Annotated in this window: 16 protein-coding genes and 1 pseudogene; all 17 read right to left on the reverse strand. The window is 67.4% G+C overall.

Features of this window, described 5'->3' with window-relative positions; translation table 11 throughout:
* Positions 1-45: 45 nt before the first annotated feature.
* Positions 46-2,229, reverse strand: coding sequence for a methyl-accepting chemotaxis protein (locus K4043_RS01070; protein ID WP_265307873.1), 2,184 nt, complete (start codon positions 2,227-2,229; stop codon positions 46-48).
* A gap of 5 nt (positions 2,230-2,234) precedes the next feature.
* A complete protein-coding gene (locus K4043_RS01075) occupies positions 2,235-2,711 on the reverse strand; it encodes a hypothetical protein (protein WP_265307874.1) in 477 nt (158 codons plus the stop codon).
* A gap of 194 nt (positions 2,712-2,905) precedes the next feature.
* Positions 2,906-5,164 carry a methyl-accepting chemotaxis protein gene (locus K4043_RS01080; RefSeq protein ID WP_265307875.1) on the reverse strand — a complete coding sequence of 753 codons (2,259 nt, stop codon included), beginning with the start codon at positions 5,162-5,164 and terminating at the stop codon, positions 2,906-2,908.
* Positions 5,165-5,531: 367 nt separating this feature from the next.
* Positions 5,532-7,502: a chemotaxis protein CheA gene (locus K4043_RS01085; RefSeq protein WP_265307876.1), complete on the reverse strand. Its 1,971-nt coding sequence runs from the start codon at positions 7,500-7,502 to the stop codon at positions 5,532-5,534.
* 46 nt (positions 7,503-7,548) lie between these two features.
* Positions 7,549-7,914 carry a response regulator gene (locus tag K4043_RS01090; RefSeq protein ID WP_038688521.1) on the reverse strand — a complete coding sequence of 122 codons (366 nt, stop codon included), beginning with the start codon at positions 7,912-7,914 and terminating at the stop codon, positions 7,549-7,551.
* The gene (locus tag K4043_RS01095) at positions 7,911-8,219 is read right to left on the reverse strand and encodes an STAS domain-containing protein (RefSeq protein ID WP_123729183.1); all 309 of its coding nucleotides are present in this window, start codon (positions 8,217-8,219) and stop codon (positions 7,911-7,913) included. The genes K4043_RS01090 and K4043_RS01095 overlap by 4 nt, the downstream gene beginning before the upstream one ends.
* A 77-nt stretch (positions 8,220-8,296) precedes the next feature.
* Positions 8,297-9,337: a chemotaxis protein CheW gene (locus K4043_RS01100; protein WP_265307877.1), complete on the reverse strand. Its 1,041-nt coding sequence runs from the start codon at positions 9,335-9,337 to the stop codon at positions 8,297-8,299.
* Positions 9,334-10,116, reverse strand: coding sequence for a ParA family protein (locus K4043_RS01105; RefSeq protein ID WP_265307878.1), 783 nt, complete (start codon positions 10,114-10,116; stop codon positions 9,334-9,336). Before K4043_RS01105 ends, K4043_RS01100 begins: the two co-directional genes overlap by 4 nt.
* A gap of 140 nt (positions 10,117-10,256) precedes the next feature.
* Positions 10,257-11,129 (reverse strand): annotated as a pseudogene (gene motD, locus K4043_RS01110) (flagellar motor protein MotD); the annotation flags it as partial.
* A 1-nt stretch (position 11,130) separates the two neighbouring features.
* On the reverse strand, positions 11,131-11,871 hold the full coding sequence (locus K4043_RS01115; protein WP_121036725.1) for a flagellar motor protein: 741 nt from the start codon (positions 11,869-11,871) through the stop codon (positions 11,131-11,133).
* 79 nt (positions 11,872-11,950) lie between these two features.
* Positions 11,951-13,789, reverse strand: coding sequence for a chemotaxis protein CheA (locus K4043_RS01120; RefSeq protein WP_265307880.1), 1,839 nt, complete (start codon positions 13,787-13,789; stop codon positions 11,951-11,953).
* A 5-nt stretch (positions 13,790-13,794) separates the two neighbouring features.
* Positions 13,795-14,409, reverse strand: coding sequence for a protein phosphatase CheZ (locus tag K4043_RS01125; protein ID WP_265307881.1), 615 nt, complete (start codon positions 14,407-14,409; stop codon positions 13,795-13,797).
* On the reverse strand, positions 14,409-14,801 hold the full coding sequence (gene cheY / locus K4043_RS01130; RefSeq protein ID WP_184997074.1) for a chemotaxis response regulator CheY: 393 nt from the start codon (positions 14,799-14,801) through the stop codon (positions 14,409-14,411). The genes K4043_RS01125 and cheY overlap by 1 nt, the downstream gene beginning before the upstream one ends.
* A 16-nt stretch (positions 14,802-14,817) precedes the next feature.
* Positions 14,818-15,564, reverse strand: coding sequence for an RNA polymerase sigma factor FliA (locus K4043_RS01135; RefSeq protein WP_123729188.1), 747 nt, complete (start codon positions 15,562-15,564; stop codon positions 14,818-14,820).
* Positions 15,561-16,448, reverse strand: a complete 888-nt coding sequence (locus K4043_RS01140; protein ID WP_123729189.1) for a MinD/ParA family protein — start codon at positions 16,446-16,448, stop codon at positions 15,561-15,563. Before K4043_RS01140 ends, K4043_RS01135 begins: the two co-directional genes overlap by 4 nt.
* On the reverse strand, positions 16,435-18,084 hold the full coding sequence (gene flhF / locus K4043_RS01145; protein ID WP_265307882.1) for a flagellar biosynthesis protein FlhF: 1,650 nt from the start codon (positions 18,082-18,084) through the stop codon (positions 16,435-16,437). Before flhF ends, K4043_RS01140 begins: the two co-directional genes overlap by 14 nt.
* A gap of 149 nt (positions 18,085-18,233) precedes the next feature.
* On the reverse strand, positions 18,234-20,315 hold the full coding sequence (gene flhA, locus K4043_RS01150) for a flagellar biosynthesis protein FlhA (protein WP_265308519.1): 2,082 nt from the start codon (positions 20,313-20,315) through the stop codon (positions 18,234-18,236).
* Positions 20,316-20,324 lie beyond the last annotated feature (9 nt).

A 20,324-nucleotide genomic window follows, 5' to 3' on the forward strand; every position in this document is an offset into this window, starting at 1 on the left:
CCAGGAGACCGACGCACCGGCGCGTGGCCGGCGCGTCCTGGGCCATCAGTTGGCGCTGGCAATCTGGCGGATACGTTGCAGCACCGAGGTCTGGCCGTCGTCCAGGTGGAAGCGCGCCACCCCGTCGGCCAGCAGCCCGGCCTGATGCTCCATGCCGTGCGTGGCCGTCATGGACTCTTCCACCAGTGCGGCGTTCTGGCGGGTGTTGACGTCCATCTGCGCGATGCTCTGGTTGACCTGTTCGATGCCCATCGACTGTTCCTGCGAGGCGGCGGAGATCTCGCCCATGATGTCGTTGACCTGGCGCACGGCAGTGACGATATCGCCCATGGTGGCCCCGGCACGATCGACCAGCTGGCTGCCATGGGCCACCTTGCCGACCGAGTCGTCGATCAGCGTCTTGATCTCCTTGGCGGCGTCGGCCGAGCGCTGGGCCAGGGTGCGCACTTCGGTGGCGACGACGGCGAAGCCGCGGCCCTGCTCACCGGCGCGGGCAGCTTCCACTGCGGCGTTGAGGGCCAGGATGTTGGTCTGGAACGCGATGCCATCGATCACCGAGATGATGTCGGCGATGCGGCGGGAGGAGGCCTGGATGCCGCTCATGGTGCGGATGACTTCGCCGACCACCTCACCGCCCTGCGAAGCGACCTCCGATGCACCACTGGCCAGTCGATTGGCCTGGCGGGCATGCTCGGCATTCTGGCGCACGGTGGCGGTGAGTTCTTCCATCGTGGCGGCAGTTTCTTCCAGGCTGGCGGCCTGCTGCTCGGTGCGGCTGGAAAGACGGCCGTTGCCTTCGGACATGCCACTCGCCGCCGCGCTGAGGCTGCTGGACGCCGACTGGATGCTGGACACGATGCCGGTCAGCTGGTCGATCGTGGCGTTGGCATCGTCCTGGATGCGTGCGAACACCCCGTGGAAGTCGCCCTCCATGCGCGTGGTGAGATCGCCCCGCGACAGCGCGGAGAGAAGCTGTGAGATCTGTTCGATGCTGCTCGCGTTGGCATCCAGCAGGCCGTTGAGGTGCTCGGCCAGCTGCAGGAAGAAGCCCTCCTTGCCGGCGGTCTCGACGCGGCTGGCGAAGTCACCGTTGGCGGCGGCGTGCACGATGCGGCCCAGTTCCTCTTCCACCTGCAGTTCGGTGGTGCGGTCGGCCCATTCCACCACGAAGCCCTGGCGCTGGCCGTCGCTGCCGATGATCGGGTTGACGATCAGGCGCATCACGCGGCCGCCGATACGGATCTGGGCGCGGTAGGTGCCCTCCAACGTATCGAGCAGCTTGGCCTGGTGGGCGGGGTGGCGGTGGAAGATATCGATGTTGCGCCCGATCAGATCGCGGGCGTTGAACTGCGGCAGGTCGCGGCGCAGATCCTGCTCGACACCGCTGAGCATGTGTTGCAGTGGGCGATTGACGAACACGATGTTGCGCTCGCGGTCGGCGATCATGACGTGGGTGGTGACGTCATCCAGCGCGGTGCGGATACGCAGGGTGTCGGCAAGGCTGGCCTGTTCGCGTTGGCGGCGATCCAGCAGTTGCTGGCTGGTCTGGACCAGGGTGTGCGCTAGCGAATCAGCGGGGAAGTCGTCGGGATGTACCCCGGCCGGCAGCGGCTGGTCATTGACCACCCCGCGTGCCATGGCGGCCAGCGCGCGCGGGTCGTGGCCGATCAGCAGCAGCTGGCGCCGCATCTGCACCGCCATGGCGCTGAGCAGGGCGGTTTCCACGATGACGTAGGTGGCGTGCAGCACGACCACGCCGAAGCCGCTGCCGGCAGCGAACACGGGCGTCGGTGTGCCCCGTGACTGCAGGTAGAAAAACAGCAGGTGATGCACGGCGATGGCGGCAGCCGCGACCACGATCGGCAGCCAATCGCGGTAATACAGCAGCAGGGCGATCAATACGATCACCGTGAAGTGCGTTTCCAGCATGCCGTGGGTCTGGTGGATCAAGGTGGCGGCCAGCACCATCCACGCCAGCGCGACGGTGCAGCGCGACAGGCGCGTACCCGGCAGCCAGCGGGTCTGCAGGGCGACCAGCACCAGGCTGGGCAGGGTGATGGCCAGGAAGGGCGTCCATAGGCCGCTGCGGAAGGCCAGCACCACGGAGGCGAGCGACAGCAGTGCGGTCACCATCAGGAACAGACGATCGGCCTCGGCCGCCATGACCTGCAGGTACGGGACCTTCTCGTGACCTACCATCGACGAGAGGGTAGTTGTGTGGGCGGACATGCGGGTCACTCCTGTGGGCATGAGCAGGGGGAGGGAACAATGAGCGGGGCCTGCGGATGGGCAAGCAACTGCTGGATAAGAGGCGCGGCCGAGGGCGAGCGACCCCCGCAGCCGAGATCGAGCTGCGCGGGCCCGGCATAGACAAGGCGACGGGAGGCATCCAGCACCACCCAGGCATAGGGCAGTGCGGCAGCGAGGTCACGACGGTCGATGACGTGCAGCGCCGGCTGGGCGACGGCCGCTGCTGCGCACGGACAGTGCCCGGCGGCCAACAGGAGAATCGGCGTGCCGACAGCAGGGACCGGTCCACCGAGGCTGTCCAGGATCTGCTCGGCGGTCATCGCCTGTGGTGGCGTGGGCAGCGAGCGCAACAGCGCCGGCAGCACCCAGCCCAGCCAGAGTGAGAGCAGGAGCAGGCCCGCCACGGCGCGTGGCGTCGTGATCTGCGGGGGGTGAAACACCGGTGTCATCGCGGTGGTCATGCTGCTGGCATCCCTGCGCAACTCGATAGAGCCGATAGCGGCGCGAACCGCCGCGAACTTGATGGTTGGCCGCCATCATTGTGCTGAATTCGGTAAGGAAGATGACCGTATCGGTGGCCTGCCGGCGGCCAGAACGACGACACCCCGCCGGAGCGGGGTGTCGTCGTGTCATTGGTGGCGACCGCGGGGCAGGATCAGAATTCCTGCCACTCGCTGTCGTTGACCATCGCCGGTTCCCGGGTCATCGGCCGACGCGCGGCAGCGCTGCTCGGCTTGGCCGGAGCGGCGGCACGCGGTGCCGGTGCGGCGGAGGCGCGCGCAACGGCTGCACGCGCAGCTGGCACCGGTGTCACGCCCGCGCGGCTGTCGAGCTTGAACAGCGCGACGGCATCGGTGAGGTCGCCGGCCTGCTCTTCCATCGCGCGGGCGGCGGCGGTGGCTTCTTCCACCAGCGCGGCGTTCTGCTGGGTGGTTTCGTCCATCTGCACCACGGTCTGGTTGACCTGCTCGATACCGGCAGACTGTTCCTGCGAGGCGGCGGAGATCTCGGCCATGATGTCGGTCACGCGCTGCACCGAGGCGACGATCTCGCCCATGGTGGCACCGGCCTGGTTGACCAGCTGCGAGCCTTCGGCCACCTTGCCGACGGACTCATCGATCAGACCCTTGATCTCCTTGGCGGCACCGGCCGAACGCTGGGCCAGGGTGCGCACTTCGGAGGCGACGACCGCGAAACCGCGGCCCTGCTCGCCGGCGCGGGCGGCTTCGACCGCGGCGTTGAGCGCCAGGATGTTGGTCTGGAAGGCGATGCCGTCGATCACGGTGATGATGTCGGCGATACGACGCGAGGACGCGTCGATCTCGTGCATGGTGCTGACCACGCGACCGACCACATCACCGCCCTGCGAGGCGACCGAATGCGCACCGATGGCCAGCTGGTTGGCCTGGCGTGCGTGCTCGGCGTTCTGGCGCACGGTGGAGGTGAGTTCCTCCATCGAGGCAGCGGTCTCTTCCAGGTTGGCGGCCTGCTGCTCGGTACGGCGCGACAGGTCGTTGTTGCCCGAGGCGATCTCGCCGGCGGCGGTGCTGATGCTCGACGAGGCCTGCTGGATGCGACCGACGATCTGGGTCAGCTGGGCAACGGTGGAGTTGGCATCGTCACGCATGCTGGCGAAGACGCCGTGGAACTCGCCGTGCATGCGCGCGGTCAGGTCACCATTGGCGATCGACTGCAGCAGATGCGAAAGCTGGGACAGGTTGCCGTCGGCCACTTCCATCATCGTGTTGAGGTTTTCGATCATGACCCGGAAGTCATGCTCGAAGCGCATCGCGTCCCCACGCTGGGTGAAGTCGCCCGACGCAGCGGCCTGGGCCAGGGATTGGATCTGCGTGTTGATCGCCAGCAGGCTGGCCTTGGCGGCATCCATCGATTCATGCAGGATCGCGCGGCTGCCCGGCAGACGACGGGCGTTCTGCGAGAGATCACCGCTGGCGTATTGGTTGAGCACGGCGATGGCATCGGTGATCGCGTCCAGATGCTCGAAGATCATCGTGTTGATGCCCACGGCCAGTTCCCCGTACACCCCCGGGAAGTCCTGCGGAATGCGGTGGCTCATGTCCGGGCCGGCATGCATCTCGGCCATGCGCTGGGTTTCCACTGAGAAGCGGCGCAGCATCACGGTCATGTCGCGGGTGGCGGCCAGCATCTTGCCGGCTTCGTCCTTGCTGGTGGACTGGATGTTGACCGACAGATCGCCACGCGACACCGACTGGATCGCGTGCACGGCCTGGGCCAGCGGGCGGGTGATGGCGCGGGCGATGACCACGCCCATGGCAGCGGCCAGCAATGCCAGCAGCACCATGCAGGCGATGATCGCGTAGACGCTGTTCTGGTGGATGGTGTTGGCACGCTCCACGCGGCGTGCGATCACGCCGTTGCTGTACTCGCCCAGTTCCTTCATGGCAGCGAACAGTGCACGGCGGCCGGGGCGCGACTGCTCATCGGAGATCTGCTGCGCACCGGCGTTGTCGCCGGCGGCGATGGCCTGCTTGATCGCTGCGTTCGCCTTGAAGTAGTCCGCATTGCGTGCGGCGACGACTTCGTAAAGCTCACGTTCCTTCGGCTCGGCCGGCAGGGCGGCGTAGGCAGCCATCTCGTCGTGGACCACTTTGCCCGTGGTTTCCATGCGTTTGTCGTAGTCGGCGACCGACTCCGGCTTGTCGAGCACGGTCAGCTGTGCCATTTCGTAGGTGCGGAATTCACCGAGCTGGGCGCGGATTTCGCCCAGGTGCTGCACCGACGGAATGTCGTTGGTGCTCATCGCACGCAGCTGTTCATTGGCCTCACCCAGGCGCACCAGGGCAAAGGTGCCCAGCGCCAGGGTCATCAGCGTGGTGAGGGCGAACCCCACGGTGAGCTTTCGGGCGATGGGTAGATCGTGGAACCACTTCATGATGGGAACTCCGGGCAGGGCGTAGGCGCGCAGCCGTGGGGAACTGGGCGAGATGGCGTGGTGGGGAAAGGTGAGGCGACCGCTGCGCGACATCTATCGGTGTCGCTATTGCCGATAACGGCGTTGCAGCGGGACAACTTGATAGCGTCCGTCACATTGAGTTCACATTTTTTCTGTGAGCTCGATCAAAAACGGGCGTTTCGCGGCGGTGCGTGCTGTCTGAGGCGGCCGCAGGCGGTCGCAGGCACGCCGGGTGCCGACGAAGTTCACAGTTGCGCCGGGATGCGTCCGGGATCGCGCAGGCGCGCAAAAACGCCGCCACTCCGGGGGAGCGGCGGCGTCAGGAGGCAGCGTATGGCAGGGGCGGTCAGGCCGCCTGTGGCACCTTCAGCGAGCGCACCAGACCGCCGATGTCGACGATCAACGCCACGCGGCCATCGCCGAGGATGGTGGCGCCGGAGACGCCGCTGATGCGGCGGTAGTTGTTCTCGATGTTCTTGACCACGACCTGCTGCTGGCCGACCAGCTCGTCCACTTCCAGCGCGATCTTCTGGCCATCGCCTTCGACGACCACCACCAGGGGTTCTTCCTGAGAATGACCGCCGTAGCCGTAGTAATCGCTGAGCGACAGGATCGGCAGATACTCGCCACGGACCCGCAGCACGCGACCTTCGCCGGCCATGGTGCGGATGTCGTCGCCCTTGGGCTGCAGGGCTTCCAGCACATAGGCCAGGGGCAGGATCAGGGTTTCACCGGCGACCGAGACGGTCATCCCGTCGAGGATGGCCAGGGTCAGCGGCAGGCGGATCAGCACGCGGGTGCCGTTGCCGGCCTGGCTTTCCAGCTGGACTTCACCACCCAGGGCCTGGATGTTGCGGCGGACCACGTCCATGCCCACGCCACGCCCCGACAGATCCGTGACGGCATCGGCGGTGGAGAAGCCCGGCTGGAAGATCAGGTCCCACACCTGCGAATCGGTGGGGTTGTCCGGCACGCTCAGGCCACGCTCAAGCGCCTTGGACAGGATCTTGTCGCGGTTCAGACCGCGGCCGTCGTCGCTGACTTCGATGACGATGTGACCGCCCTGGTGCGAAGCCGCCAGCGTGATCGTGCCGGTTTCGTCCTTGCCCGCCTCACGACGCACGTCCGGCATTTCCAGGCCGTGATCGATCGAGTTGCGGACCAGGTGCACCAGTGGATCGGCGATCTTTTCGATCAGGCCCTTGTCCAGCTCGGTGCCTTCGCCGATGGTGCGCAGACGCACGTGCTTGCCCAGGCGCGAGGACAGATCGCGGACCAGGCGCGGGAAGCGGCGGAACACCGCGTCAACTGGCAGCATGCGCACGCCGATGACTGCTTCCTGCAGATCGCGCGTGTTGCGCTCCAGCAGGTCCAGGCCGGTCAGCAACTGCTCGGCCTGCGCCGGATCCAGTGCATGCGAGACCTGCTTGAGCATGGCCTGGGTGATGACCAGTTCGCCGACCAGGTTGATCAGTGCATCGACCTTGTCCACGCTGACGCGGATCGAGGTTTCCGCTTCGTGGGCCGCGGCAGGCGCAGCGGCTGCGGCGGCCTGTGCTGCGGGTGCAGCAGGCTTGGCCTCGACCGGTGCGCTGGTGGCCAGGCTCGGCGGTGCGGCCGGACGGATGTCCAGTTCGCAATCGTCCACGACCCAGGCAAAGGTATCTTCGATCTTGCTGCGCGGGACCTTGCCGACCAGGCCCAGGTCCCACGCGAGGTGGGCCTCGAGCGGGTCGAGCTGATCGAAGCCGGGCAGGCGCTCCATGCGGGCGGCGACCTGCAGCGAGCCCAGGTGTTCGAGCTCGCGGATGATGCGCAGCGGGTCGTTGCCGCTCATGAACAGCGACGGCGCCGGCACGAAACCGATCTGCCACGCTTCGGGCGTGTCATCGACCTTGGCCGCGGCCACCGGTGCGGCCGTGGCGGCCTGGCCGGTCAGTACCGCTTCCAGACGCGCCTTGATGTCGGCGACGGACTGCGGGTCGGCCGGTTGGCCGTGTTCGGCTTCACGCAGCAACGCGCGCAGGACATCCACCGAAGCCAGCATCGCGTCGACCGCGGCCGGCTCCAGCGCGCGCTTGCCGGCGCGCAGTTCGTCCAGCAGCGTTTCCAGCACATGCGTCAGCGAGGCGATCGCGTCGAAGCCGAAGGTGCCGGCACCGCCCTTGATCGAGTGCGCAGCGCGGAACACCGAGTTGATGATTTCCGGGTCCTGCTGGCCCGATTCAAGCGCCAGCAGGCCAGCTTCCATCGCGTCCAGCCCCTCGCGGCTCTCTTCGAAGAAAGTGGCGTGGAAACGTTGCAGATCCATGCTCATGGTGCGGGGTGTCCAGTTGCGAGGGGAGGGAAGGGTGGAGCGAGACTCAGCCCAGGACTTTCTGGACGGTGGCGACCAGCTGTTCCGGGTTGAACGGCTTGACCAGCCAACCCGTTGCGCCGGCGGCCTTGCCTTCGGACTTCTTGTCGGCCGCCGATTCGGTGGTCAGCATCAGCATCGGGGTGAACTTGTAGTCCGGCAGCTGGCGCAGTTCGCGGATCAGCGAAATGCCATCCATGTTGGGCATGTTGACGTCGGTCACCACCGCGTTGAAGCGCTGGCCCTTCGCACGGCCCAGCGCGACGGCGCCGTCCTCGGCTTCTTCGACGGAAAAACCGGCCGAGGTGAGGGCGAAAGAGACCATCTGGCGCATCGACGCCGAATCGTCCACCACCAAGATACGTGCGCTCATGCAGCGTTCTCCACAGATTTCAGGTTGTCATGGGGTGCTTCCAGGCCGAGGGCCTGGGTGACGCCGAGCAGACGCGCGGCATCACGGAAGGTTGCGGTGCAACCGTGGAATCCGGTGGGATGCCCGGCCTTGCGGCGGGCCTCGACGAATGCGCACAGCACCTGCACCGAGGCGGTATGGATACGGCCGACCTGGCTGGCATCCAGCGTCAGATCGCCTTCCTGGTCCACCAGGGGGGCCAAACGTGTTTTGAGCTCGGTGCTGGTCTCGATACCGAGATCATCACCCAGTGCGACAGTGCTCATCTTTGCTCCGGACAAACGGTTCCGAGGTCTATAACGGCCTAAACCAACAAAGCTTTAGGGGAGGCGCCGGTTCCCGGTCAGTTCAACAGCTGCGTCGCATCCAGCAGGATCATCGGCTGGGCGCTGACCCGGGCGACGCCGCGGAACAGGTCGTTGGAAATCTGGCAGATGCGGGCGGTATCGGGCGGCTCGATCTGGGAGTCGGTGAGGTTGGCGACGTCTTCCACGGCCGAGACACGCAGACCCATGGTTTCACCGTTCTCTTCCAGCACGACGATGCGCGTGTTCGGATCGTTGTCGGCCGGCCCACTGCCCAGGTGGATGCCCAGGTCCATCACCGGCACGACCTGGCCGCGCAGATTCATGATGCCCAGCATTGCTGGCGACGTGCCGCGCAACGGCAGCAGCGGCACCGGGAGCACCACTTCCTGGACCTTGAGCAGCTCCAGCGCATACGCCTGGACACCGCAGCGCAGGCGCAGCCAGCGCGAGGTGCGCTCGCTGGCACGCCGGTTCTCGCGTGGGCTGGAGGCGGGATCGCGGGCCTGGCGCTGCAGTTCTTCCCAGCTGCCGGGCCGGCTCTGGGCCAACGTAGGTGTCTTGGCGCGGATGCTGGGGGCCAGTGGCATGGCGGGCATGGCGCGGGCGGCCGGAGCCGGTGGGGCGGCAGGGGTGGGCTCGGGCTCGGGTGCGGGAGCCGGCGGTGGTGCAGGCGCGGAGGGCGCCACGTCCGCGTCGACGGTCATCAGGCCGCTCAATGACGGGTCGTTGCGGACTTCGTCCAGCAGGTCCTCGAAGCCAGGGGCGGGCACTGCAGCAGGTGCGATCACCGGCCCGGTTTCGTACACGACCTCCGCTGGCAGGTCGTCCCAACTGGGGCGCTGTTCATCTTCTGCCAGCGTCATCGCGCCGCTCAGTGAGGGGTCATTGCGGACCTCGTCGAGCAGGTCGTCGAGCACGGCAGCGGGCATCGTGTCGGTGACAACGGCATCGGCGTCGACGCCCGGCGTCGTGCCTGCATCGAGGGTCGCCACCGGGGCCGGTGCATCCGCCGGTGCCGGAACGGCGTCGCCGAGCAGTTGCTCCAGGTAATCATCCAGTACGCCGGCAGTGTTCATGCCGCGCGCTCCATCTGCTGCGCGTCGTCGGCCAGGATCCATTCCAGCGCGCGCCGATAGGCGGCCAGGCCGCGCCCCGGGTAATCCTCGGACTGCGGTGGCACGGTCAGGCTGGCGGCATTGCAGATGCGGGTGTCGACCGGAATCGCATCTTCCCAGACACGCTGGCCGTGCTTGTCCTGCATCAGCTTGACGGTTTCGTTACCGGCGCGGGTGCGGCGGTCGAACAGGGTCGGCAGGATCGACATCGGCAGCGGACGGCGGCGCGAGCGCTCGACCATCTCACCGGTGCGGACCATGCCATCCAGGCCATGCAGCGCCAGCGGTTCGGCCTGGGTCGGGATGATCAGGCGGTCGGCCGCGGCCAGTGCGTTGATCATCAGCAGGCCCAGGGTGGGGGCGCAGTCGAGCAGAATGTAGTCGTGCTGGCCCTGGTGGCGGGCGAGCGCGTTCTGCAGCGCCAGGCCGAGGCCTGGCTGGTTCGCACTGCGGCGCTCCAGCGTGGCCAGTGCCGCCTGCGCGCACACGTAGTCCAAGCCGGGAATGCTGCTGTGATGGGCCAGCGTGATCAGCTCGGACGGCGGAGCGCCGAACAGCTCCAGGACACCCTGCGGCGGTGGATCCAGCGGCACGCCGAAGGCCCGGGTGAGCGACGAATGCGGATCCAGATCGATCAGCAGCACGCGGTGGCCCTGCGTGGCCAGACCACGGCCGAGCGCGAGCGTCGTGGTGGTCTTGCCCACGCCGCCTTTCTGATTGGCAACAGCCCAGATACGCATGCGGTTCACTCCTTCATTGCAGACGGAACGGCGGCGCCAACACGGCTGCCGGCCGGCACCGGTGGCAACTGCACCGGTGCGATGGGGGTAACAGGGGGGGTTCGGGTGGCGCTGGGCGCTGCGGCGGTGTCGACCGCCTCGGCATCGGCACTGAGCCGGTCGGTGATCGGATCGACGCTCGCGGCGGTGTCGGCGAGGATGATCACCATCACCCGCCGATTGCGGTTGCGGCCTTCGGCGCTGACATTGCTTTCGCGCGGGCGGAACTGGCCGTACCCGACCATCGCCAGCCGCGCCGGCTGCAGGCCCTGATCAGCGAACAGATGCACCACGCTGGCCGCACGCGCGGCGGACAGTTCCCAGTTGGAGGGGAACAGCGAGGTGGCGATCGGAATGTTGTCGGTGTGGCCTTCCACGCGCACGCCGTTGGGCGCATCGCGCAGCACCTGGGCGAGCGTGGAGAGGGTGTCGCGTGCGTGCACGTCCAGCGTCGCCGAGGCGGTCGGGAACAGGATGTCGCTGTTGATCTCCACCTCGATCCACAGCTCGGTACGGCGCACGGTGATCATGCCGCGCTCGATCAGCGGGGCCAGGGTGGCGGTGAGCTTGTCGGCGATGCCGTTGAGCTGGCGCTCGGCGCGCTGCAGCTGTTCCTGGTTGCGCATGGAGACGGGCATGCGCATCTGCGAGGCCATCGCCGGCAGCAGGGTGGGGTCGTTGCTAGGCGCCGGCGCGGACGGGCCGACCTTGGTGCCGGCCTTGATCACCGAGGGGCTGTCCCAGCCGCCGCCCTGGACCTGCTGGTTGCCGACCTGCACCGGGTTGATGGTGCGCGGCGCGCCACCGAAGGCGGTGGTCAACGCATCGGCCATGATCCGGTACTTGCCCTCGTTGAGCGAGGAGATGGCGTACATCACCACGAAGAAGGCGAGCAGCAGCGTCATGAGGTCGGCGTAGGGGATCGCCCAGGCCTCATGGTTGGCATGTTCTTCGTGGTGCTTGCGGCGGGCCATGTCAGTGCAGGAACCCGGACAGGTTGGTTTCGATGTTGCGCGGGTTTTCACCCTGGGCGATGGAGATCAGCCCTTCGATGATCATCTCGCGGTCACGGCTGTTGTGGTGGATCACACTCTTGAGCTTGGCCGAGACCGGCAGGAACAGCAGGTTGGCCGAGGCGATGCCGTAGATGGTGGCGGTGAACGCCGCCGCGATGCCGTGGCCGAGCTTGCTCGGGTCGGCGAGGTTCTTCATCACCGCGATCAGGCCGAGCACGGCGCCGATGATGCCCAGCGTCGGCGCATAGATGCCCATGCCCTCGAACACCTTGGAGGCGGCCAGGTCCTGGCTCTCCTGGCTGCTCAGCTCGATTTCCATCATGTGCCGGATGGTCTCCGGCTCCACGCCATCCACGAGCAGCTGCAGGCCCTTGCGCAGGAACGGATCGTCCTGGGCGTCGACCTGGGCCTCCAGGCCCAGCAGGCCCTGGCGGCGGGCGATGTTGCTCCACTCCACGATCTGCTGGATCAGGTGGCGGCGGTCGCTGCTCGGCGGCAGGATCACCCACTTCACGATCTTGAAGGCGTGTTTGAACACCGCCGGCGAGGTGTGCAGCAGGATCGAGGCGATGGTGCCGACGATGACGATCACGAAGGCGGCCGGCGACCACAGCGACGCCAGACCGGCACCCTTGAGGATGCTGCCGCCGACCAGTGAGGCCAGCGCGAGGAAAAGTCCAATGAGGCTGAGTCTGTCCATGGGTCCGTTATCGGCTTGTGTGAATGGGACTTGAGACGCCGAAGGAATCCAGTGATGCGGCGGTCACACGTTCACGCGGTCAATCGTGGTGGGTGCGCAGCCCGTCCACGTCCAGGATCAGCGCCATGCGGCCATCACCGATGAGGGTTGCACCGGCATAGCCACGCAGTCCGCGCAGGGCCTTGGGCAGTGGCTTGATCACCACTTCCTCGCGGCCGCGGACCTGGTCGACCACCAGGCCGAAGCGGGCTTCACCGGCCTGCAGCACCACGATGGTCAGCAGCGAGGACGGCATCGGCTCCACATCCAGCCAGTGACGCAGATCCACCAGGGCCAGCGTGTGCGATTTGCGGTCCAGCACGGCACGGCCGTCGAACCAGCCCAGGGAGGTGTTGGGGGCATGCAGCACCTCCATCACGCGCGCCAGGGGCAGGGCATAGACGTCCTCGCCGGCCTGCACCAGCAGGGTCGGCAGGATCGCCAGGGTGAGCGGCACGCGGATCATGAAGCGGCTGCCACGGCCCAGTTCGGACTGGATCTGGATCTGGCCGCTGAGCTCGCGGATGCGGGACTGGACCACGTCCATGCCCACGCCGCGGCCGGAGATGTCGGTTACCTGCTGCTTGGTCGAAAAACCCGGCAGGAACACCAGGTGCAGGCATTCCTCACTGCTCAGGCGGGCGGCGGCTTCCGGATCGATCAGGCCCTTCTCGCGCGCCTTCTGGCGCAGACGTTCCGGGTCGATACCCGCGCCGTCGTCCTGCACTTCGATGCTGACGTAGTCGCCTTCCTGCTGCGCGGACAGGCGCACGTGGCCGCTGCGCGGCTTGCCCTGTGCTTCACGCAGCTCCGGCATCTCCACGCCGTGATCGATCGCGTTGCGGACCAGATGGACCAGCGGATCGGCGAGTGCTTCGACCAGGTTGCGGTCCAGCTCGGTTTCCGCGCCGATCAGTTCCAGCTCCACTTCCTTCTTCAGCGAGCGCGCGACATCGCGGGCCACCTTGGGGAAGCGGGAGAACACCTTGCCGACTGGTTGCATGCGGGTGCGCATGACCGCCGACTGCAGGCGTGCGGTGGCGATGTCCAGCGTGGAGACGGCCCGGTCCAGTTCTTCATCGTGCAGGCGCGCACGCAGCGTCTTGAGCCGGTTGCGCGAGAGCACCAGCTCGCCGATCAGATTGACGATCGCATCCAGGCGCTTGGTGTCCACGCGCACGGTATGCTCGGCCTCGGCGACTGGCTTGTTGGGCGCGGGCTTGCTGGCCGCCGATGCGGCCGGTGCGGCCACGGCACGCGGCGCCGGGGCCGGTGCGACGGCCACGGCCTTGGCACCGGGTGCCGCGCCGCCGTGCAGCTGGTCGAGCAGCGATTCGAACTCGTCTTCGCTGATCATGCCGTCGTCTTTCTTGACGGCGACCACGGTCGGTGCGGCACCGCCATGCAACTGGTCGAGCAGCGCTTCGAATTCATCGTCGGTGATCAGCTCACCACTGCTGGCGCCGGCCGCGGCGCTGGTGGCAGCCGCCGGGGTCGCCGGCCCGTTCACGTCGAACTGTGCGATCAGCTCGGGCGGGGCATAGCCCGGCTCGGTGCCGGCCGAGACCGAATCCAGCATCGATTGCAGGTAGTCCAGCGACTGCTGGGCGGCATCGAAGTGATGGGCCTGCAGCGTGGCCTGGCCCGAGCGGGCCATGCCGAGGGTTTCCTCGGCGGCGTGGCACAGCTCGACCATCGCCTGAATGCCGAGGAAGCCCGCGCCGCCCTTGAGCGTGTGGAACCCGCGGAACACGGCGTTGAGCTGGTCACCGTCCTGGGGCGCCTGCTCCAGCGACACCAGCTGTTCGCCGAGGCGATCCAGGATCTCCTGGGCCTCGAGGATGAAGTCGGCAGCGATATCGTCTGGAACAGCACTCATGATCGTTAAAGTCCCAAATCGGAGAGCAGGTCGTCAGCGTCGACCTGTGAAACCTGGTGGCGGTCCAGACCGGTCACGGCCGGGCCGGCCAAGCCGTTGTCGCGCTTGTGCGCGGTGTCGTCCTGCGGCGGCAGGCCCAGGGCACTGAAGCCCTCATGCACGCGACGCACGATGCCCACCACGCGGCGGATGATCTGCCCGGTGAGATCCTGATAGCTCTGGGTGAGCGCGATCTCGGTCAGGTTGTGGCGGATGCGGTCCAGCTGCTGGTCCTGGTCGGCCGTCAAGCCATTGGCGCGCAGCTGCTCGGTGAGCGTGCGGCATTCTTCGGCCAGGTCCAGGGTGCGGTGGGTGGCCTGTTCGGTCATCGCCACCACGTGATCCAGACGCGCGCAGGCGTCGTCCAGTTCGCCGGCCTCGCTGGGCAGGCTGGGCAGCTCGCCCAGTGCCTGGCCCAGTTCGCGGGCGAGCCGGTTCAACCCGGCCATCATCGGCTGGGTGCGCAGCGCAGCGAGTGCGTCGATTTCCCGACGCCATTCGGCTTCGTTGCCCGATTCCAGCGCGGCCAGCGCATCCTGCAGGCGCTGCACCAGCGCTGATTTGTCGCTCAGGGTTTCCATCAGGCGCTCGCCGCCAGACGCTCGAAGATCTTGCCGAGCTTTTCTTCCAGGGTCTGGGCGGTGAACGGCTTGATGATGTAGCCGTTGACGCCGTTCTGGGCGGCTTCGATGATCTGCTCGCGCTTGGCTTCGGCGGTCACCATCAACACCGGCAGCGTCTTGAGCTTGGCGTCGGCGCGGATGGCCTTGAGCAGGTCGATGCCCGTCATCACCGGCATGTTCCAGTCGGTGACCACGAAGTCGAACGGCTGGCTCTGCAACAGCATCAGCGCGGCATGCCCGTCCTCGGCTTCGGCCGTGTTGGTGAAGCCCAGATCGCCCAGCAGGTTCTTGACGATACGACGCATGGTCGAAAAATCGTCGACGATCAGGATACGCATGTTCTTGTCCAAAGCTCTTTCCTCGGTCTTAATGGTTCTCGAGGCCGGCGTCGGCCGCCTCGAAGATTTTCAGTCGGCCACGCAGGCGCAGCACGGCCTGGCCATGGATCTGGCACACGCGCGATTCGCTGACGCCCAACACGGCGCCGATCTCTTTCAGGTTCAGTTCCTGCTCGTAATACAGCGACAGGACCAGCTGTTCGCGCTCGGGCAGCAGCCCGATCGCGTTGCCCAGCTCGCGCCCGAACTCGCCACGCTCCAGTACCTGCTGCGGGGTCGGGCCGCCCTGGGCGACGGTGTCCAGTTCGCCCTGGTCTTCGATCCGTGATTCCAGGCTCAGCACCTGGCCGCGCGAGGCATCTTCCATCAGGCGCAGATAGTCCGGCAGCGGCATGTCCATCGCGGCCGCCACTTCCGTGGCGCTGGCGGCACGGCCGGTGCTCTGTTCGAGCCGGCGGATGGTGGCGGCGGCGTCGCGGGCCCGGCGGTGCACCGAGCGCGGTACCCAGTCGCCGCGGCGGATCTCATCGATCATCGAGCCACGGATGCGGATCGAGGCATAGGTCTCGAACGAGGCGCCCTGGTCGGCGTCATAGCTGCGCGACGCTTCGATCAGGCCCATCATGCCGGCCTGGATCAGGTCGTCGACCTCCACGCTGGCGGGCAGACGTGCCGCCAGATGGTGGGCGATGCGGCGGACCAGGTCCGAGTGCTGGGCAATGCACTCGTTGGCTGCGACCCGCTGGACCTCTTTGTATTGTGCGGCGCCTTTCATGCGGTCACCCCGCGTTGCTTGAGGATGCGTTCCAGGAAGAACTCGACACCACCCCGCGGCTCGGTCGGGGCCTGCCAGCGTGCGGTACGGCGTGCGATCTCGGTCAATGCCAGCGCCGACGGGCTGGACGGATAGGCCTTCACCACCGGCTGCTGGCGCTGGACCGACAGGCGGAGCCAGTCGTCCTGTGGCACACAGCCGAGGTAGTTGAGCGACACATCGGCCAGGAACTTCTCGCAGACGCGGGTCAGCTTCTCGTAGAGCACCCGGCCTTCATTCGGGTCGCGCACCATGTTGGCGACCACCTGGATCCGGTCCACGCCGCGTTCGCGCGAGAGGACCTTGATCAGGGCGTAGGCATCGGTGATCGAGGCCGGCTCGTCGCAGACCACCACCACGGTGTCCTGGGCGGCCTGGCAGAAGGTCAGCACGCCGTCGGTGATGCCGGCGGCCGTGTCCACGACCATGATGTCCAGTTCGCGCTCCAGCTCGGAGAACACGTTGACCAGGCCGATGTGCTCGGCCTGCTGCAGCTCGGCCATGTTGCGGCGGCCCGAGGCCGCCGGCACCACCAGCACGCCGCCGGGGCCTTCGATGATGACCTCCTCCAGCGTGCAGCGCCCGGCGACCAGGTCGGCCAGGGTCACGGTCGGCTTCAGGCCCAGGATCACATCGACGTTGGCCAGGGCCAGGTCGGCATCCAGCAGCAGGGTACGTTTGCCCATGCTGGCAAGCGCCACGGCCAGATTGGCCGAAACGTTCGTTTTGCCCACGCCGCCCTTGCCGCCGGTGACGGCGATGGTGCGGACCGGGCCCAGCGGCTGGCTTCGGGTAGCCGACAACGGGAAGGTCTGGGTCAGCTTGGCGTACTCACGCGACGGCATGGTTCAACTCCGGGTTGCAGGGCATATCGGCCGCGCGGCGCAAATCTTCAAGGCGAAGTACAAGATTGGCCGCGCTGGCACGGTGCAGGTCTTCAGGAACGTCCTGGCCATCGGTGATCCAGGTGATCGGCAGGCGGTGGTCGACGGCCACCGACAGGGCGGTACCGAAGCGGCCGGTCTCATCCAGCTTGCTCAGCACCACGCCCTGGGGGTTGGCGGCGCTGAAGCGGCGGACCACCTCTTCCATGTCGCCGAAACTGGTGTTGGCCGGCAGCACCAGCAGGGTGCGGATCTGCTCGGCGGCCCGCAGCCACTGCAGCTGGGCGGCCAGTGCACGGTCGCGCGGGCCCAGGCCGGCGGTGTCGATCAGGACCAGCTTGTAGTCCTTCAGGCGCTCCAGCAGCTGGTTGAGGTCGCTGCCGCTGCTGGCTTCGTGAACCGCGATGCCAAGCTGGCGGCCGAAACCGTACAGCTGCTCGCGGGCGCCGATGCGGCCGGTATCGGTGGTGACCAGGGCGACATCGCGGGCGGCATGGGCTTCGGCGAAACGCGAGGCCAGCTTGGCGATGGTGGTGGTCTTGCCGGCGCCGGTGGGGCCGACCAGGGCGATCACACCGCCGGCTTCCAGCGGATCGACCGGCGCGATCGGCAGCTTCCTGGAGAGCAGGCCGAGCATCAGGCCGCGGCCACGGTGGGCTTCGGTATCCAGCGGAATCTGCATGGCCACGTCGCGGCTGATGCCGGCGTCGAAGCCGTATTCGTCCATCAGGTCCAACGCGGCCGCACGGACCGGCGAGCCGCGCAGGCGTTCGTCGGTGAAGCGGTGCATCTCGCGCTCGATGACGTGGCGCATGCCAGCCACTTCGTGACGCAACTGGCGGAGTTCTTCGTCGTCGCGCGGGATCAGGCTCAGCTCCGGCACGCTGGCCACGACCGGTGCCGGTTCGTTGGCGGCGGCCGCGGTGGTCACCGGAAGCGGCAGTGCCGGCGGTACCGCGCTGGCCACGATCGCGGCCGGGGCGAGTACCGCGGCGGCCGGCAGTGCCGGTTCGTCGGCGTCGTCCAGCGGCGGATCGATCACGAAGCGGGCGCGGTTGATCGGGGCCGGGGCCGCGACAGCCTCCACCGGTGCGGCGGGCGAAGCGGCAGCAGCCTGCTCGACATTGAACGGCGCGAAGATCTGCTCCGGCAGCGACGGTTCGTTGACGGCGGCGCTGACACTGGCGCGGGCCAAGGTGGCGGCAAAGCCATCGCTGCCGCGCTGGGGCACGCTTTCGTTGGCGGTATCGAGCGTGCGACCGGTCGCGCCGACAGCGGCGCGGGCCAGGGCGGCAACGGCCGAGGTGGTGGCGGCCACCGGCTCGGGCGTGACCACCGGGGTCTTGCGGCGGGTCACGGCGGCGATCACGGCATCGGCGGCGCTGCGCGGACGCGGGGCCGGCGGCGGGGCGACATCCTTGCGGGCCGCTTCCAGAGCGCGCTGCACCGCGCCCTCGTCGTAGTTCGCCGCCGCCACGATCTCGACACCTTCGGCGATCCGGCGGTTGGACAGGATCACTGCGTCAGGACCGTGTTCCTTGCGCACCAGGTTCATGGCCGAGCGCATATCGGAGGCGACGAAGCGTTTGATTTTCATGCTGTGGTACCGGGACTGGGGCGGCGGAGTGGTGGAAGGGAAACGCTGGTTGTCGGTGGTCTGCACGGTCAGGGATTCCCTTTATTTCCTGCTGCGGTGAATTCGAGTGGGGTGTCTGTTTTCTGTCGCGGTGCCGTCGGGCGCTTGGCTCAACTGATCGTGCCGACCAGCTTCAACCGTTTGTCCTCGGGCACCTCGCTGTAGGCGAGTACGGACAGCGAGGGGACGCTGTGGCGTACCAGCCGTGCCAGCGCGGCCCGTACCGGGCCAGGCACCAGCACGACCGCCGGCTCGTTCTTCGCTTCCTGCTTGCCGACACATTCGGCCAGGCTTTGATGCAGTCGCTCGGCGAGTCCGGGTTCCAGCGCGGCGCCGTTGCCCTGAGTGGACTCCTGCAAGACGCGTTCCAGTTGCGGGTTGAGGGTGAACACCGGCAGCTCCGCCGACATTCCGGCGATCTCCTGCACGATGAAACGGCCCAGCGCATTGCGCACGGCAGCGGTCAGCACCGCCGGGTCCTGGCTGGTCGGGGCGCTTTCGACCAGCGACTCGACGATCTTGCGCAGCTGGCGGATCGGAATGCGTTCGATCAGCAGGTTCTGCAGCACGCGCACCACGGCCGAGAGCGGCAGCGACTTGGGCGTCAGATCCTCGACCAGCTTCGGGGCGCTCTTGGCCAGGTTGGCCAGCAGCTGCTGCACTTCTTCATGGCCGAGCAGTTCCGGGGCGTGCTCGCGGATCAGGTGCGACAGATGCGTGGCGACCACCGTGGCCGGATCGACCACCGTGTAGCCCATCGTTTCGGCGTTGGCGCGCTGGTGCGGTTGGATCCAGGTGGCGTCCAGGCCGAAGGCGGGATCCTTGCCGGCAATGCCCTCCAGCGTGCCCAGCGCGCTGCCCGGGTCCAGTGCGAGTTCGCGGTCCGGGTGGATCTCGGCCGTGGCTACCGGGACGCCGTGGATCAGCAGGCGGTAGGCGGTGGCGGGCAGTTCGAGGTTGTCGCGGATGTGGACGGAGGGAATCAGGAAGCCGATGTCGTGGGTGAGCTTGCGGCGCACGCCCTTGATCCGCGCCATCAACTCGCCCCCTTGGTTCTTGTCGACCAGTGGGATCAGCCGATAGCCGACCTCCAGGCCGAGCGGATCGACCGGGCGCAGTTCGTCCCAGGTCAGTTCGGCGGTGGACGAGGGGGTGGCGCCGGGCAGGCCGAGTGCTTCGGGACGGCTGGCAGCGGGGGACTCGGCGGCGCGCGCAGCGGCCACGCTCTTCTTCCAGGCTTTCCAGGCAACGACGCCGAGGATCGCCGACAGCGTCAAGAAGGCGACGTTGGGCATGCCCGGCACCAGGCCGACCACGCCCATGATCGCCGCGGCGATGGTGAGTGCGCGGTACTGGCCGAACACCTGGCCCATCATGGCCTGGGCCATGTCCTGCGAGCGCGAGGCACGGGTCACCAGCATGGCCACCGCCGAGGACACCAGCAGCGCCGGCAGCTGCGCCACCAGGCCGTCACCGATGGAGAGCAGGGTGTAGGTGGCCGCGGCATCGCCGAAGGGCATGCCGTGCTGGAGTACGCCGACGGCCAGGCCGCCGATCAAGTTGATGAACAGGATCAGGATGCCGGCGATCGCATCGCCGCGGATGAACTTGCTCGCGCCGTCCATGGCGCCGTAGAAGTCGGCTTCCTCGCGGACTTCTTCGCGGCGGGCCTTGGCCTCTTCACGCGTCAGCAAACCGGCGTTGAGGTCGGCATCGATGGCCATCTGCTTGCCGGGCATGGCGTCCAGGATGAAGCGCGCGGTTACTTCGGACACGCGGCCGGCACCCTTGGTGATCACCACGAAGTTGATGATGGTCAGGATTGCGAACACCACGATGCCGACCGCGTAGTTGCCGCCGATGACGAACTCACCGAACGCGGCGATCACCTTGCCGGCGGCCTCGTGGCCGTTCTGGCCATGCAGCAGGATCACGCGGGTGGAGGCCACGTTCAGCGCCAGCCGCAGCATGGTGGTGATCAGCAGCACGATCGGGAAGATGGTGAAGTCCAGCGGGCGCTTCACGTAGACCACCGCCAGCAGCACCATCAGCGAGATGGCGATGTTGAAGGTGAACAGTGCATCGAGCACCGGCGGGGCCAGCGGGACGACCACCATGGCCAGCAGCGCCAGCACGATCAGCGGGGCGCCGAGGCCGTTGCGGATCATGTCCAGGGCGCGGCGGACGTTCATGCCGCCTGC

Source organism: Stenotrophomonas sp. SRS1 (assembly GCF_026130205.1).
In the GTDB taxonomy this organism is placed as follows: Bacteria; Pseudomonadota; Gammaproteobacteria; order Xanthomonadales; family Xanthomonadaceae; genus Stenotrophomonas; species Stenotrophomonas rhizophila_B.

Bases quoted from the DNA above. Each gene is read 5' to 3' on its own strand.
- K4043_RS01070 (WP_265307873.1), bottom strand. From the start codon at position 2,229: ATGTCCGCCCACACAACTACCCTCTCGTCGATGGTAGGTCACGAGAAG.
- K4043_RS01075 (WP_265307874.1), bottom strand. From the start codon at position 2,711: ATGACCACCGCGATGACACCGGTGTTTCACCCCCCGCAGATCACGACG.
- K4043_RS01080 (WP_265307875.1), bottom strand. From the start codon at position 5,164: ATGAAGTGGTTCCACGATCTACCCATCGCCCGAAAGCTCACCGTGGGG.
- K4043_RS01085 (WP_265307876.1), bottom strand. From the start codon at position 7,502: ATGAGCATGGATCTGCAACGTTTCCACGCCACTTTCTTCGAAGAGAGC.
- K4043_RS01090 (WP_038688521.1), bottom strand. From the start codon at position 7,914: ATGAGCGCACGTATCTTGGTGGTGGACGATTCGGCGTCGATGCGCCAG.
- K4043_RS01095 (WP_123729183.1), bottom strand. From the start codon at position 8,219: ATGAGCACTGTCGCACTGGGTGATGATCTCGGTATCGAGACCAGCACC.
- K4043_RS01100 (WP_265307877.1), bottom strand. From the start codon at position 9,337: ATGAACACTGCCGGCGTACTGGATGATTACCTGGAGCAACTGCTCGGC.
- K4043_RS01105 (WP_265307878.1), bottom strand. From the start codon at position 10,116: ATGCGTATCTGGGCTGTTGCCAATCAGAAAGGCGGCGTGGGCAAGACC.
- K4043_RS01115 (WP_121036725.1), bottom strand. From the start codon at position 11,871: ATGGACAGACTCAGCCTCATTGGACTTTTCCTCGCGCTGGCCTCACTG.
- K4043_RS01120 (WP_265307880.1), bottom strand. From the start codon at position 13,789: ATGAGTGCTGTTCCAGACGATATCGCTGCCGACTTCATCCTCGAGGCC.
- K4043_RS01125 (WP_265307881.1), bottom strand. From the start codon at position 14,409: ATGGAAACCCTGAGCGACAAATCAGCGCTGGTGCAGCGCCTGCAGGAT.
- K4043_RS01135 (WP_123729188.1), bottom strand. From the start codon at position 15,564: ATGAAAGGCGCCGCACAATACAAAGAGGTCCAGCGGGTCGCAGCCAAC.
- K4043_RS01140 (WP_123729189.1), bottom strand. From the start codon at position 16,448: ATGCCGTCGCGTGAGTACGCCAAGCTGACCCAGACCTTCCCGTTGTCG.
- flhF (WP_265307882.1), bottom strand. From the start codon at position 18,084: ATGAAAATCAAACGCTTCGTCGCCTCCGATATGCGCTCGGCCATGAAC.
- flhA (WP_265308519.1), bottom strand. From the start codon at position 20,315: ATGAACGTCCGCCGCGCCCTGGACATGATCCGCAACGGCCTCGGCGCC.